Annotated in this window: 14 protein-coding genes and 1 pseudogene; 12 read left to right on the forward strand and 3 right to left on the reverse strand. The window is 34.9% G+C overall.

Features of this window, described 5'->3' with window-relative positions:
* Window positions 1-4 precede the first annotated feature (4 nt).
* The 4 genes from ACHRVZ_RS05705 (at window position 5) to ACHRVZ_RS05720 (ending at window position 5,978) form a co-directional block, all read left to right on the forward strand.
* Window positions 5-1,186: an efflux RND transporter periplasmic adaptor subunit gene (locus ACHRVZ_RS05705; protein WP_395421231.1), complete on the forward strand. Its 1,182-nt coding sequence runs from the start codon at window positions 5-7 to the stop codon at window positions 1,184-1,186.
* A gap of 315 nt (window positions 1,187-1,501) precedes the next feature.
* Window positions 1,502-2,236: a ZIP family metal transporter gene (locus ACHRVZ_RS05710; RefSeq protein WP_395421233.1), complete on the forward strand. Its 735-nt coding sequence runs from the start codon at window positions 1,502-1,504 to the stop codon at window positions 2,234-2,236.
* An 804-nt stretch (window positions 2,237-3,040) separates the two neighbouring features.
* Window positions 3,041-4,774: an LTA synthase family protein gene (locus ACHRVZ_RS05715; protein WP_395421234.1), complete on the forward strand. Its 1,734-nt coding sequence runs from the start codon at window positions 3,041-3,043 to the stop codon at window positions 4,772-4,774.
* Window positions 4,775-5,222: 448 nt separating this feature from the next.
* Window positions 5,223-5,978: a methyltransferase family protein gene (locus ACHRVZ_RS05720; protein ID WP_395421235.1), complete on the forward strand. Its 756-nt coding sequence runs from the start codon at window positions 5,223-5,225 to the stop codon at window positions 5,976-5,978.
* A 508-nt stretch (window positions 5,979-6,486) separates the two neighbouring features.
* Here ACHRVZ_RS05720 and ACHRVZ_RS05725 read toward each other — a convergent pair.
* From ACHRVZ_RS05725 to ACHRVZ_RS05735, 3 genes are all read right to left on the reverse strand, one after another.
* Window positions 6,487-7,146, reverse strand: coding sequence for a DUF1345 domain-containing protein (locus tag ACHRVZ_RS05725; protein WP_395421236.1), 660 nt, complete (start codon window positions 7,144-7,146; stop codon window positions 6,487-6,489).
* A gap of 74 nt (window positions 7,147-7,220) precedes the next feature.
* Entirely contained in the window at window positions 7,221-7,889 is a 669-nt protein-coding gene (locus tag ACHRVZ_RS05730; RefSeq protein WP_395421237.1) for a response regulator transcription factor, read from the reverse strand.
* A 757-nt stretch (window positions 7,890-8,646) separates the two neighbouring features.
* On the reverse strand, window positions 8,647-8,832 hold the full coding sequence (locus ACHRVZ_RS05735) for a hypothetical protein (RefSeq protein WP_395421238.1): 186 nt from the start codon (window positions 8,830-8,832) through the stop codon (window positions 8,647-8,649).
* Window positions 8,833-9,241: 409 nt separating this feature from the next.
* Here ACHRVZ_RS05735 and ACHRVZ_RS05740 point away from each other — a divergent pair, with 409 nt between their 5' ends.
* From ACHRVZ_RS05740 to ACHRVZ_RS05775, 8 genes and pseudogenes are all read left to right on the forward strand, one after another.
* A complete protein-coding gene (locus tag ACHRVZ_RS05740) occupies window positions 9,242-10,063 on the forward strand; it encodes a di-heme oxidoredictase family protein (protein ID WP_395421239.1) in 822 nt (273 codons plus the stop codon).
* A 512-nt stretch (window positions 10,064-10,575) separates the two neighbouring features.
* Window positions 10,576-10,801 (forward strand): annotated as a pseudogene (locus ACHRVZ_RS05745) (heavy metal translocating P-type ATPase); the annotation flags it as partial.
* Between the two features lie 346 nt (window positions 10,802-11,147).
* Window positions 11,148-11,516 (forward strand): hypothetical protein, encoded by a 369-nt coding sequence (locus tag ACHRVZ_RS05750; RefSeq protein ID WP_131425747.1) that lies wholly within the window; start codon window positions 11,148-11,150, stop codon window positions 11,514-11,516.
* A gap of 153 nt (window positions 11,517-11,669) precedes the next feature.
* Window positions 11,670-12,524, forward strand: a complete 855-nt coding sequence (locus tag ACHRVZ_RS05755) for a DUF3347 domain-containing protein (protein ID WP_395421240.1) — start codon at window positions 11,670-11,672, stop codon at window positions 12,522-12,524.
* A 413-nt stretch (window positions 12,525-12,937) separates the two neighbouring features.
* Window positions 12,938-13,609 carry a hypothetical protein gene (locus ACHRVZ_RS05760; RefSeq protein WP_395421241.1) on the forward strand — a complete coding sequence of 224 codons (672 nt, stop codon included), beginning with the start codon at window positions 12,938-12,940 and terminating at the stop codon, window positions 13,607-13,609.
* Window positions 13,610-13,745: 136 nt separating this feature from the next.
* The gene (locus ACHRVZ_RS05765) at window positions 13,746-14,438 is read left to right on the forward strand and encodes a DUF3347 domain-containing protein (RefSeq protein WP_395421243.1); all 693 of its coding nucleotides are present in this window, start codon (window positions 13,746-13,748) and stop codon (window positions 14,436-14,438) included.
* A 244-nt stretch (window positions 14,439-14,682) separates the two neighbouring features.
* Window positions 14,683-15,195 carry a DUF3347 domain-containing protein gene (locus ACHRVZ_RS05770; protein WP_035650034.1) on the forward strand — a complete coding sequence of 171 codons (513 nt, stop codon included), beginning with the start codon at window positions 14,683-14,685 and terminating at the stop codon, window positions 15,193-15,195.
* Between the two features lies 1 nt (window position 15,196).
* On the forward strand, window positions 15,197-15,667 hold the full coding sequence (locus ACHRVZ_RS05775) for a heme-binding domain-containing protein (protein WP_035650032.1): 471 nt from the start codon (window positions 15,197-15,199) through the stop codon (window positions 15,665-15,667).

A 15,667-nucleotide genomic window follows, 5' to 3' on the forward strand; every position in this document is an offset into this window, starting at 1 on the left:
AAATATGAATATTCTATATAAAACATCTATGTTATTTTTAGCTGTAACTCTGTTTACAGCATGCGGCGATAAGACCAAGGAATCAGAGCCTGCTGCAGCTGAGGCAAAACCTGCAGCACAGGCAGACATTGTAGAGATTACCGCAGAGCAATATAATTCAGCAGCTATCGAACTCGGCTCCATTGAATCAAAAGCGCTAAGTGGCACTACCAAGGTAAATGGCATACTTGATGTTCCTCCGCAGAATCTTGTTTCCATATCTACACCGTTTGGAGGCTTTGTGAAGAGTACAACATTGTTACAGGGAATGAAAGTAAGCAAAGGCCAGCTCGTGGCCATGATGCAAAACCCTGATTATATACAGCCTCAGCAGGATTATATCGATCTTAAAAGCCAGTTGAACTATTTGAAACAGGATTATGATCGTCAGCTGCAATTGTCGAAAGAAAATGTTAATGCGTTAAAAACATTACAGAAATCCAAATCAGAATATGAGAGTGTCCGCGCACGCGTTGCAGGGCTTAAATCAAAACTGCAGTTAATGAATGTCAATATTTCAAGCCTTGAAAAGGGAACTATACAAAGCTCAATTCCATTATATTCACCGATAAATGGGTATGTGACCCAAGTAAATACAAATATTGGCGCTTTTGTAAATTCTGAAGATGTTCTCTTTAAAATTGCCGACACGGGAAATCTTCACGCTGAACTTACCGTATTTGAAAAAGATGTTCCAAAACTTCAAATAGGTCAAAAAGTAAGGTTCACACTTGCAAATGAAACGAAAGAAAGAACCGCTACTGTAACTTTAATCGGTAGAGAAATCAGTGCAGAAAGAACGGTGCAGATCCACTGTAAATTAGATCAGAATGATAAGAATCTCTTGCCCGGTATGTATCTTAAAGCCCTCGTTGAGAGCGGGAGCTCACAGGCCCCTGCAGTAGTTTCAAAAGCTGTTGTGGAATTCGAAGGAAGTAAATATATCTTTGTAGCAGATGGCCAGACAAAAGATAAGCATGGTAATGTAAACCGTTTTAAATTAATGAAAGTTAAAACAGGAATCTCAGAATTGAACTATACTGAAATCATTTTTGATGAACAGACTGATTATAAAAACCTTAAAATAGTTATTAATGGCGCTTATGATTTACTGTCGAAAATGAAAAACAGCGGCGAAGAAGATTAACACCCCGCCCGATACACAGTTCTTTATAAGCTCAGAATTCCGAGCTGGTCTAAATTGTCATATACTGCCATTAGTTTTGCTAGTGGCCGTAGTGACAAACATTTGTCCTGCAGACTGTTTTATCTTAAACAAATAACCATGAAGAGGATAAATAAGCGGTCTTTAAGAGAATAGTAAAAGGACAAATACAAAAGATGATCAAACCAACTGGGATGTAAGCTGATCAAAAAGCGACAAATCATGATCAGCAGGCCTGGAAGGCAAATTTAGTGCAACTGGAAACAGATATGTTAATATTAAATAAAATATACAGCAGTGGAAATACTTTCTGAAATTTTAGGATATGCATTTTTACCCGTAATAACCATAATCGCTGGAGGGGCTGTCGGACTTTACAAAAATCCTGGCGGTGTAATTCGCAGTTCCATTTTACATTTTGCTGCGGGTGTTGTTTTTTCTGTAGTAGCTGTGGAACTTTTACCTGATATTGTTAAAAATCATCTGCCTATTGAGGTTGGAATAGGTTTTAGCATGGGGATTGTTTTAATGCTTTTTGTAAAGTATTTTACAGAAAGAAACCAAAAAACAGAAAATGCGCTAAATGAAAATAAAGATCGGCTGCCATTCGGCCTGCTTAGTGCTCTAATCATTGATTTAATTATTGATGGGCTTTTGCTTGGTATTGGGTTTGCCGCTGGCAAGAAGGAAGGAATACTGCTTTCTGTTGCGCTGGGTTTGGAAACATTTTCTTTAGGGCTGGCCGTAGTGATAGCCTGTCGCAAAAGCAGCTTTTCAAAGTCAGAAAACTTTTTGATTTTGGCAGGACTTGGCCTGACCTTCTTTATTGGAGCGCTCTTGGGAATAACTTTACTTTCTCACCTGTCTCAGGAATTATTAGAATTACTGCTTTCATTTGGTTTAGCGGCCTTGCTGTTTCTTGTAACAGAAGAACTGCTGACTGAGGCTCATGAAGAAAAAGAGTCGCCAATCCAGACAGCCTGTTTTTTTCTTGGTTTCCTGTTATTTTTAATACTGGGTATGATGAACTGATGTAATTAAACAAATTGATGCAACATTGATTATTATAACAATATCTGGCGGCTGACATGTATTTGTACTGCTTGTTTTTTGGAGAGAAATTCTGCCTTTACGAAAACTTCCTTAAGGTTGAATCTATTTTTTTAGGATGATTTGATCTTGCGGCTTAATTATTTTTAATTTCTGCTCACTTTGATTCATAAGAATGCATTTGAATTAGACTAAGACAAGAAAAGTTTAAGTGTATGGCACTTCACACCGAGGTTTTAAGATCAGAAAAAAATCATACAAACTTTGTTGCATACTAAATTAAATACCTGATTCGATTATGATATTATTAATCTACGTCTACAACATTGAGATTCAAAAAAAAATGGCTTTTGAAAAATTGTGATTTGGGCATAATGTAAAGCACTCCCATTATTTTTAAGTCCAAGCCTCAATAAATAAAAAGCACTAAAAAAGTTGCTTGTATGCCGATTGCTATTTTTTGAATTGCCTTACAATGTCTTTTAGCGACAGTAAATATTGTTGTACAATTTTTAGTACATACGAATAGAACTCTAATTTTTAATTAAAAAGATACATCATATGTTTTATAAACAATTTTTATCACCAAGATACGCCCTTATAAGGGATTTAATCTTATTTTTTATATCTGCTTCATTTCTTTTGCGGCTCTTATTTTTTATATGGCAGTATCAGGAAGTTTCATGGAAGATATTGGACCTGCTTCGAACACTTTTTACCGGACTTTTTTATGATATAGGAGCAATTTCCTTTCTTATATTTCCAGCAGTGCTATACTATGCAGTTATGCCTAATAAATGGATTGGAACATATACTGATAAAATCCTAATCTGGCTCTTCACATTTCTTATCGTATTTATATTGGTATTAGTTTTTTTTGCCGAAATTACATTTTGGGACGAATTCAGAACTAGATTCAATTTTATTGCTGTTGACTACCTGATCTATACCCATGAGGTAGTGGCCAATATCGAAGAGTCATATCCGATGCCACTCTTAATTGGAGGAACCGTTCTAATCTCCTTGATCATCATTTTGATCTTTAAATGGCGGGAATCATTTCGAAAAACTTTTGAGTTTATCGCCAAACCTTCCACTAGAATAGCCTTTTTATCCATAACTGTAGTTATTATGGCATTCTTTACTTCTTACATTTCAAATGCACAGGCAGAGTGGTCTGCTAACCGTTATAATTCTGAAATTTCAAAATCTGGAATTTATTCTTTCTTTGCGGCCTTTCGCAACAATCAAATGAAGTATGATGAATTTTATACTTCAATTGATGATGACAAGGCTTTTAAATTGGTTCGAAGTAAACTGTCAGATTCAAATGCCAGCTTTACGGGTAAATATCCTTCAATACATAGAAAGATTAATGACTCTCTGAAATTATCATCAAAAAGAAATGTTGTTTTTATCCTGGTGGAGAGCCTTAGTGCCAGTTTTCTTAAAGAATTTGGAAATGAGAAGGATATCACACCCTTTATGGACAGTCTGGCTCAAAAAAGCATTTTTTTTGAAAATATTTTTGCCACCGGGACAAGAACTGTCCGCGGAATGGAAGCTGTGACATTATCAATCCCTCCAACTCCTGGGCAAAGTATTGTAAAAAGACCTGAAAACCAAAATCTCTTTACTGTCGCCAGCGTCTTTAAGGAAAAACAATACGATTGTAATTTCTTTTACGGCGGGGATGGCTATTTTGACAATATGAATTCCTATTTCGGCGGTAATGGTTTTACTATTTATGACCGTGGACGTGGAAGTGTGCTAAGTGACCAGATTAGAACCGTCAGAAATAATATTGAGGACCATGAAATTACATTTGAAAATGCCTGGGGTATTTGCGATGAGGATATCTATAATAAAATGTTAAGTGTTGCCGACAAACAATATACAAAAGGTGTTCCATTCTTTAATTTTATCATGACAACCTCCAACCACAGACCTTATACATATCCCTCAGGAAAAATTGACATACCTTCGGGAACAAGCCGTGAAGGAGCCGTAAAATATACTGATTTTGCACTTCGGGAATTATTTAAAAAAGCTTCCAAAAAAGAATGGTATAAAAATACCATTTTTGTCATAATCGGTGATCACTGTGCCAGCAGTGCAGGAAAAGATGCCATTGATGTAGCCAACTACCATATTCCAGCCATAATTATAAATCTTCCAGCATCTCAAAACCAAAAGATTCCAAAATTGTGTTCGCAAATAGACATCTTTCCTACTCTTTTTGGCGTTATGAACTGGAGCTATCAGACCAATTTTTTTGGTAAAGACGTCTTAAAGAATTCATTTGAACAACGTGCTTTTTTGGGAACGTACCGAAAACTAGCCTTGATGAAGAGAAATAAAGTAATGATCCTATCCGATCAAAAAAGACAGTCGTTTTACAAATGGAAAAAAGAAGACAACAGTCTATTGGAAATACCCATGGACAGGGTTTTTCTAAAAGAAACGATTGCATGGTATCAGACGGCAGATCATTTTTTTACCAATAAATTATTGAAATAATTCTAATTACAAATTAATTGCAGAAAAAAAAGTACCAGTACACACCTAATGCAGTTTTTTTCGTCTATTACTATGATTCTTCACCAAATCCCATCCAATTGGTCCAGAGCCATAAGAGAAATTACTTTAAGATAACCTATATCAAGAATGTATAACTTTAAAAATTTTACAAATGAAAAAAGGAAAACAGCCGGTATACAAGAGTCATTCCCGCTACAGCAGGAAAACTTCCAAGTCCATGAAAAGATTGCGGGATCTTGCTATATTTTTTGCTATTCTGGTAATTATTGCAGGCATCGTTATATCGATGATGTATTTATACCATTATTATCTTAAAAATTAGGCAGATAAAACATACTCTAGCCTTACAAACTAATTTTCAGCAATGCAAATTTCTATATCATCACTTGCTTACATTCCTATATCAATTCTTGTAATACTAATAATTATGGCACTTCAGGAAGAATTCGAGAAACAAAGTATATGGCTGCTTAAATACGGGAAAACATTTCCCCACATTATGCTTCTTATAGGTTATTTATTACTGCTTAAGTCTGAAAAAAATCCAAATGGGTTAATCTTAAGACAATCACCTTTTGAAAGCTTATTTGAATATTTATGCCTGGCAATAAGCCTTCTAGGATGCACCATTAGAATACTCACCGTAGGTTACACTCCCAGTATTCCAACACATGAACATAAAAAAACAAGTGCATCTAATCATTATAGCTCTGGTACTTATTCGATGGTCAGGCATCCTTTGTATTTAGGCAATTTTATAATATGGCTTGGAATGATTGTCATCACTGGTGACTTTTGGTTCATCTTTGCCTTTGCACTTTTATATTTTATATATCTTGAAAGAATAATGATGGCAAAAGAAAGGCAATTAAAAAGTACGTTTGGTTTTAAATACTCTCGCTGGGCTGAAAAAGTACCTGCAATACTTCCTAATGTCTGGCTGTATAAAAAGTCACACTCACCTTTTAACTGGAAAAAAATAAGAAAGAGTGAAACCGGGCGTCTCTGCAGTACATTTTTTATTTTCTTTGTGTTTGAAATTTCCTGTCAGTTAATGCAAGGAAAAAGCAACTATAATTTTGTATCACTTATAATAAGTTTGATCTTCGGTATTATTTATATCTTTGAAAACTTGAAATCCATAATTTCCTTTTTCCGGAGATTAATTGTAAAAATGAGGTAAGAGTGTAAATAGAATTAAATCCGAAGAAATCTCTAAATGGATATTATTATTTACAAAATGATTAAATATTCATAAATATTACATTATCATTGAAATTATCCGGGAATATGTATTGTCCAATATAATAGTGCCATATCTGGATGCATAAAGCCATTAATGCATCCAGAGGGGTCCTATATTTGATAAAAAATAATTCCCCAGTATATTATTTTCAGATTACTACAATCTTTTTTTTGAAATACTGTTAGACAGCCCGCACAAATTGGCAATAAATTAAACCATATCTGTTCTTTTACAAATAAAACTGTTTGATGCTAGATTAAGGTAAGGCCAATGATAAATTACTCTAAAGCCTCTCAAAAATAGTTACTCAAAAACCTTTGCTATACGATTCATACTTTATATTTGAGATAGCCATTTACCGTAAAGTTTTCAGTATTAATTTTAATTATGAATTCCATCTTTATAAAAAAGTCATTATTTGATCCTTTTATATCTAAGAATAGGACTACTTTTGGATCAAACCGCCTATTATGTTAATACTTAGGGCCAAAATAATAGTATTAAAAAAAAAGGAAAGCATACCATGCAGTAAAACTATTCTCCTGATATGCCTTGCCGTGATACTAACATCGGATACCTGAAATGTGGTTCCCAGAACAAACGAAAAATAACAAAAATCTAAATAATCCGGCGTATTGTCTTCAGGAAAATTCAGACCTCCAAATACACGCCTCCCAGCTTTTTCTTCTCCCACAGCATAGTATAAATGTGCGTATTTAAATGTAAAAGTCGTGTGAACCAGCCACCAGGCCAATATGGCTGAGAAAACCGTAAGTAAAATATGAATAAGCAATTCAGTTCCTTTCATTTCACCTGAAGTCCTATAAAACAAAACAATAGCAATCAAACTAATTATGGAAGCCATCAAAATCAGTATCATAATTAAAGAGCGACCTGAATCCTGCTTCTCTGCAATTTTATGCAAATCTTTAGGATGACAGCTTAAAATTGTCATCCAGCATAAAAGAAGATAGGCGCCAGAGAAAGCAAGCCATGAAGCCATCCAATGTACGGATGCTTTTTCAGTATTTTCCAACATAAAAAACATAGCAGCACCAATGGATAATGATATATATAATCGAAGGTTACTGTCAATCTTGCTCATCCAAATTATCTTTGATTTCAAAATATTTAATTTAAATTATTTAATCAACTCCCGTAGAATATTGATTGATTATTTTAAGATTCATTAGCAATAAAACCGACACCTCTTACAGTCCGAAGTCTTTCATCGGTAGCAGAGATCCGGAGTTTTTTTCTTATATTACTCATAAAAACATCAATAATGCCTGCGTCATACTCATAGTCTGAACTCCATACCTCCTTAATAATATCTACGCGAGAACATACTTGTCCTTTATGCCGCAGCAGATAAGCCAGCAGCAGAAATTCTTTACGCGTCAGTAGAACCTCTCGACCTGATTTAAAAACTTTATAAGTATTCATTTTTATATTTATATCTGAAAGCCAGTATTCGCGCTCTGAATTTTGTGCTTTTCTTTCATATGCCATAATTCTTGAAATTAATTCCTCAAGACTAAACGGCTTTTTTATATAATCATTAGCTCCATGCTCCAGGGCAACGATGGTGTCCTCGAGTGTATCTTTTGTGGTGAGAAAAATTATAGGCGTCTGGGTATCGGATACACGGATTGCCTGGCATACTTCTATCCCCGCAACCGTAGGAAGAATCCAGTTCAGAAGAATCAAGTCATAGTTTCTTGTAGCTGCTCTAAGAACCCCTTCCTTACCATCCTCAGCGGTATGGACAAAATGTCCTGCTTCCTCGAGTCCAATGCGCAGGAAGTTTACAAATTTTGGTTGGTCATCAATTATTAGAATATTCATTTTTAAGACGGTAATTAATTGTTGGAGATTTAGGGCTCCCTGATTTTAAAAGTGTTTATCTGAAAACCTGCCAAATGTTTGTGCATTTTATTCAGCGACCCTAAAATAACTTGCGAACATAATCCGCAATTCATTTTAATAAACAGAAAAATAAAGATAGATGGCACAGTATATAGATAAATTGTGCTGACATACTGATTCAATAAGCTAACCAAGCATGTATTGTATCAATATGCAGACAATTCTCCCCAAGGGATTGTGTCCTGTAAGTGAAAGACATTTTGGCTATGCCTCACCCCGCTCTTGCGGTGGCTGCCATATTGAACTAAGGTAATCAGACCTCAAGGATTGATATACTATTAAATTAGTATCGGTAATCACAATGCTAATGGGAAAAACTAGCATACTGTTGATTGGAAGAGAAATATCACACTTACAGGTAATACAGTGGCAGACTGAACAGCATAATTCTTTATTACTATCACAGCCAGCACTTCTTTGTTCGGAAACTACTGTCCTCCCGCCACTGCTAGAAATTTCCATATCGATGCAGGGAATGAAAAGTACGGTCAGTAAATGTACCGCCAACAAGATTACGAAAATAGATTTCTGATAAGTCATTATTGTAAATTTACAAAAAAAAGAAAAAGAAAAGTAATTTATATTTTATAAAATCCGGAAATTTAATAATATAAGCAGATAAAAAAAGCCCCTTTAATCAAAAGACTATAAGGGGACTTTTTGGCATTCTCTACTTTTATTTGCTTTGTTTATGATGCTCACCTTCTTTATGATGTTCTTTTTCATCGTGGTGTTCTAATTCATCATGATGTTCCGGATGATTTTTTCCCTGTTCTCCTTCATGATGTTCCGGATGCTGGTGATGTTCCTTATGTTTGTCATGTTCCGGATGTACATGCCCCTCTTTTTTTTCTGTGTTCATAATGTATATATTTAATTAATAAATTAGCCTTACAAATACCTGAAAATCAATTACTAAACGGCACCTGTATTCATTTATACTAATTTACGTCATAATTCAAAGTGGTTCCTTAAGATTAAACTAAGATTTAATAAATAACAAAAAATTAAGATCTTAGATTGTTATTCTAAACCAGCTACAATTTAATTTTTAAAGAAAGTAAGCATTCTCAATATATAGCAAAAGTTACAAATTAAAATATTTTTAGGCACTTTTTCTATAAGATAATTAGCTTTCTAATTTTTTTACAAATATTCATACATAAAATATTGTTTGATTAAAAAAATATTTAGATTTGTCTAAAAATCAAAAGATGTACTATATAAATTTATTTTTAAACAAATCTTTGTTACTGATAATATCATCCTTAATGTTATTATCATGCGAAGCATCGTATGTCGACCTTCCTGCTGATGATGATTTATTAGACGGCCCAATTGACGGATTATCTGCGTCGGAAGCTTCGCAATTTTTACGCGGTGATATCGCAGTCAAGGAAGTTTTTACCAGGGCTACGGGCTTAGGATCAACGTTTGTTGGCACAAGCTGTATTAAGTGTCATGCCGGAGACGGCAAAGGACATCTGTTTACAAGTCTGGTTCGTTTCGGACAAGTGGATGACACCGGTAACAAGTTTCTGGATCAGGGAGGTCCTCAGCTTCAAAATCGTGCTTTGCCGGGTTTTCTGCCTGAAGAGATTCCTGCAGGTGCTACTTTTTCAAGGTTTACCCCTCCTGCCATTACCGGACTTGGTTTTTTACAATATGTTTCAGACGCGGACATATTGGCTATGACAGATCCTGGAGACTCAGATAACGACGGAATTTCGGGTACCGTAAATTGGATTAGTATTCCCAATTATTCTATTACTGGTGCAAATACGATATCTCAAAATGGAAAATATATTGGAAGGTATGGCAAAAAAGCCTCCGCTTATGATTTATTGCATCAAACAGTCAATGCCTACAATCAGGATATGGGAATTACATCAGTCTTTAATCCCATTGATCATTATTCTAATTTAGAAATTGATCCTGAAATCTCAACTGCTAAGGTCAATGATGTCATTTTTTATCTAAGCACTTTAAAAGCTCCAATTCAACGAAATCAAAATGATGCTGGTGTTATTCGCGGTAAAAACATATTTACTCAAATTAATTGTGTGGCTTGTATAATTAATAATATTACATAATTATAACGATACACATTACTGAAGTAGAGTTGCCACAATAGATAATTTTATGAGATAATCTGTGGAGGCTGCCAAATGCTTCCAAAGAAGCTTGACGTTAAAAGTGATTGGTAGAGGGAAATCTGAGGCAAAATTTCATGAGAGATAATAGGAAAATCAATAGGCTGATTTTCTACAACAGTTACAACATGAATACCGCAGCAGGCACAACAGCATAAAGGTGAGCATAAATCATTTTTTGAGTTGTGTGAGGTCGTATCCTTGCTAAAATTGAGATGTTGTACTATTCCAGGGCATGATGAAACAAGAATTGGCGTCTGCGTATCGGCGCAGGTAAAACACGGCAGGCTTAGCAGATAGATTGTTAATATGAAGTTCAGAAATTTCACATTATAAAAGTATACAATTAATTGTATGGAGTCAATAGAAAATTTAAAAAAAAATCGAATGCTTTTTTATAGGCTCTCCAATATCATCCATGAAAATTTTACAATGTGGTCTGCGATGCCTAAATTGAAACCGCTGATGTAGTAATTCAGGATGACAGGTTAAGTAAACTTCGATTACCATTCATATTAGGAAAGAAAACTAAAAAAATCGTCTGGCAAAATATAGCGTTGACTTTTGTAATAAAGGGAATTGTTTTAATTCCTGATGCCAGTGGTCTTGCTACGCTCTGGGAAGCGGCGATAGCAGATGTGTGGAGTATCTTTTTTGTCCATATTAAATGCCGTATGAATACAAAAGATGAAGTTTTAGAATATGCAAGATATACTCTTTCAAAAGAATACGTATCGAAAGAGGCACGTATTGTTCTACGATTTCAATTTTAATTTCCTAATGATAAAATGAGGTAAGTTACTTATTTTTTGTTTAAGATGTTCCAACTCGGGTAAAGTTTCAAAACTTTAAGAATCATATTAATCAATGTTTTGTTTGGAGCTATTTTAGTTGTCAAGTTCAGAGAAATCTAAAGTAATTAATTTTGCATTTTAGTCAAACTTTGATTGTAATAGCGGTTTTAACATTTTTTTTGTTAAAATTAAAAAAATATAAGTAACTTTGTCTTTACTAGTACTTTCATATGAACCGATTTCACATCATATTAATTGTTATGCTTGGCTTATTCCTAATGCCAACAAATAGTTTTGCTTGTGAAAAAATTGTGGTCGATCATTCTTGCACAAAAGAAACTTCTAAACCTGATAAAGATGATTGTTGTTCTAAAACAAATCATTCAGGTGACAAAAATCATGATGGTTGTGGCGGAAAATGCGGACATTCAATGTGTGGTTGTGCTTCAGTATGTAATGGAAGTATTTCCCTTTTGAGCGAACTAGAATTCAAAAACAATACGTTGAGTCTTTTTTCTCAAAAACAAAAATTCTACAATTCAGAAACCTCAATTTTATCGGGTTTCTATTCCATTTGGCTTATCCCTAAAATAAGCTAAACACCTTTTTTGATAGCCATAAGTGTGTCAAAAAAGGAAGCAGTTCTACGCTTCATCATTTTTATTTTTCGCTTTTTATAGAATCATAGTCTATATGCCTCGGGGTATATGCTTAATTCTCAAAGCCTTCATTCACTTCAAATACATATTAAAATGAAATCAATTCAAAAAGGATTGATGGCAATTACTATATTGCTATCTATCGTAAGCTTCGCCGCACCTATAAAAAACGCAAAAGTTATAAACGCAAAAATTTATGGTAATTGTGAAATGTGCAAAACTACTATTGAAAAAGCAGGAAACATCAAAAATATCGTTTCGGTAAACTGGGATGAAAATACCAAAATTGCGGCAATTACCTACAACCAGAAGAAAACAAATCAAGATGAGATCCTAAAACGGATTGCCTTAGCGGGATATGACAGCGAGCAATTTTTAGCTCCTGCCGATGCCTATGCAAAACTTCCAAAATGCTGCCAATATGAAAGAACAAATAAGGTGGCTGTCCCAATGAAAGAATCAAAAATGGATATGGAGAAAATGGATCATTCCCAGCATACAACCGCAGTTCGTCCAGATGCACAACAAGATAGTCCATTTAAAACAATTTTCGACAACTACTTTGAGCTAAAAGATGCTTTAGTGAAAACAGATTCCAAGACTACTGCAATCAAATCTAAAGAGCTTCTCACTGCAATCAATGCCGTTAAAATGGACAACCTAAAACCAAAAGAACATACTGCATGGATGAACGTAATGAAAAGTTTAGCTACAGATGCAAAAAACATTTCTGAAACCCAAGATATTAAGAAACAAAGAGAATCCTTTAAAAGCTTATCTAAAAACACTTACGATCTTATAAAAACTACCAATCAGCCACAACCTGTTTATTATAATCATTGCCCAATGGTTGATGCGAATTGGCTCAGTAAAGAAAGTGGTATCAAGAATCCGTATTACGGTTCCCAGATGCTAAGCTGTGGCTCAACTATAGAAACAATCAAATAATCCCAAATCAAAAAATGAAAAATATAATTACAGGTACTTCAATTCTTGGAGCATTAATCTTAGGAACCCTATGGCTGTCTTCTTGCAGTAAATCGGATGATATGAATATGTCCGATCCAAAATTGAATATAAACTATCCTGCCGCATATGTGGTCAATGGTCAGGACGGCACAATTTCAGTAATCAAATTGGCAACCAATGAAGTTACAGAGACCGTCAGCCTTATGGGAACCGGCACTGATATGATCATGTGGCCTCACCACATTTCTTTACATTCTAATCACCTGGCCATTGGTGTACCCGGAATGGACTTCTCTGCCGGTCATACTGTCGGCATGGAAGGAATGACTGGTAAACTCCTAGTAATTGATGCCGTCAATGGAACAACTGTAAAAAACATTAACCTGCCAATGATGAACCATAACACGATCTATAGTCCAAATGGTTTAGAAATTTGGGTGCCTCAAATGGACATGAATGGAAAAGTTCTGGTTTATGATGCCTTAACATATACATTGAAAAACACCATTGGAGTGGGCATGATGCCTGCTGAGCTTACCTTTTCTTCTGACGGCACTAAGGCTTATGTTGCTAATGGAGATGATAATACTGTGTCAGTTATAAATTCGACAACCAAACAAGTTACAGCCACTGTTGCTGTAGGGTTAAACCCTGTGGGTGCTTGGACAGGAAGCGATGCCCGAATGTATGTTGATAATGAAGACGGGCAATCTATCTCGGTAATCAATGTGGCAACGGATGCTGTAGATCAAACCATTGATTTAGGATTTATGCCCGGTATAGCGTCTCACAATGGCAATAAGAAAGAACTTTGGGTAAGCGATCCTGTTAATGCAAAAGTACATTATTGGACTTGGGACCAGACCATGATGATGTGGATGCATGGAGGTGTATTTATTACTGGCGCCGGTGCCCATGCAATAACATTTACAGCGGATGGCAATACAGCATATGTGACCAATCAGACAGCTAATACAGTCTCTGTAGTTAACGTATCAAATCACACTGTCTCTAAAACTATTAATGTAGGACGAAAACCCAATGGGTTGGTGCTCAAAATGTAAATCCTATCCTAAAAGGTATTCGAAATGCCAATTGGAGATTGAATTTGCACAATCAAAAAAAGAATAATTCGTATAACACTCAAATAAAAGAATGTTGGACAAAACAACATTTATAAGAGATCAAAAACTAAAAAAAATGAAAAAAATAATTTTCTCGACCCTTATAATGGCAGTTGTACTTACAGCCTGTAATTCAAAAAACAAGGAAACTACAGCTCCTGAAGCTGCTTCCGGGACAACTCAGAGTGATTCACAATTGTATGCCTGTTCCATGCATCCTGAAGTTACAGGAAAAAAAGGAGACAAATGTTCCAAATGCGGAATGGAATTAACCGAGCCAGTAAAGGAAACTACTGAAAAAAGCGCAGAGGTAAAAACAACTCAAGCTGCTCAAGCAACATTTTCTATAAACGAAATTGTGAGCAATTATCTGACTTTAAAAAATGCATTAACCAAAGATGATACAAAAGGAGCTGCAAATGCCGGACAAGCATTGTATGCAATTTTTAATAATGTAAATCCCAATTCAATAGATGCGAAATTAAAGACAGAATATCTTGATATTGCTGATGATGCTAAAGAACACGCAGAACATATTGGAGCTAACGGTGGAAATATCGAACACCAAAGAGAGCATTTTGCCATGTTAAGTAAAGACATGAATGATTTGATAAAATCTTTCAAATCAGAGCAAAAATTGTATCAAGATTTTTGCCCTATGTATGATGGTGGTAAAGGAGCTATTTGGATAAGCGAAACCAAGGAAATCAAAAATCCATATCAAGGTAAAAAAATGTTAACCTGTGGTTCTATGAAAAAAGAACTGTAAAGCAGTTAACTACTTCTAAATATATCGGGTTATTTACATAATGACCACTCAATGTTACGGTGACTATTGATGTTCCGAATTTATTGAAATGGAAAAAATGCATCTAATTTTTTAGACTGCCCTTTGATCCGTTCTTTAACCAAATAGTCACTTATGATATGTCTTTTCATGTAAGTAAGTTGATAGACATATTTTCAGAAACATCAATAGTACCCTTTTTTTTAACAATTAAAATTTAATAAAAATGAAAAATGTAATTCTTTCAGCCATAGTTATGGTATTTGTAATGGTTTCAGGTAATGCACAAAGCAAAAAAACAGAAACTAAATTTTCAACTGAACAAATTGTAGCAAATTATTTAGCATTAAAAAATGCACTTGCAAAAGATGACACCAACGGAGCTGCTAAAGCTGGAAAAGCATTGTATGCGACTTTCAAAAGCGTAAATGTAAAATCGATAGATCCAAAATCCAAAGCAGCATATCTTGATATAGCTGACGACGCCAAAGAGCATGCAGAACATATTGGGGCTAATGGTGGCAATATTGAGCATCAAAGAGAGCATTTTGCCCTACTGAGTAAAGACGTAAATGATTTGATCAAGACTTTTGGAGCTCCAAAAACACTATACCAGGATTCTTGTCCTATGTATGATGGAGGAAAAGGAGCTATCTGGATTAGTGAAACAAAAGAGATAAAAAACCCTTACTATGGTTCCAAAATGCTTACCTGCGGTTCAATGAAAAAACAATTGTAAAATGAAACGATTCATCAGAAAGATTCTTTTTATTGGGTTAATTATTTTTCTACTGATGCAATTGTATCAGCCTGCCCGAAATTCCGATTACGGGCAGGTTTTACCAATTCACATTTCGAGAGTCTATCCCATTCCCAAAAATGTACAAACGATTCTTCAGACTTCCTGTTATGATTGTCACAGCAGCAACACGCAATATCCATGGTACTCCTACATACAGCCGGCACGTACTTTCATGGAGGGGCATATTACTAAGGGTAAAGAAAATTTGAATTTTAGCCAATGGGGAAGTTATTCCAAACGAAAACAGGAAAATAAATTAGACCGAATTGCCAAGCAGATAAAAGCTAACGAAATGCCTTTGGCTTCCTATACGCTGATCCATAAAAATGCAGTGCTGAATACTGTTCAGAAAGAACAACTGCTCAATTGGATTGAAAAAGTAAGCGATAGTCTTGCACAAATAAATTAA

The sequence above is a fragment of the Flavobacterium sp. FlaQc-57 genome (assembly GCF_044007395.1).
GTDB lineage: Bacteria > Bacteroidota > Bacteroidia > Flavobacteriales > Flavobacteriaceae > Flavobacterium.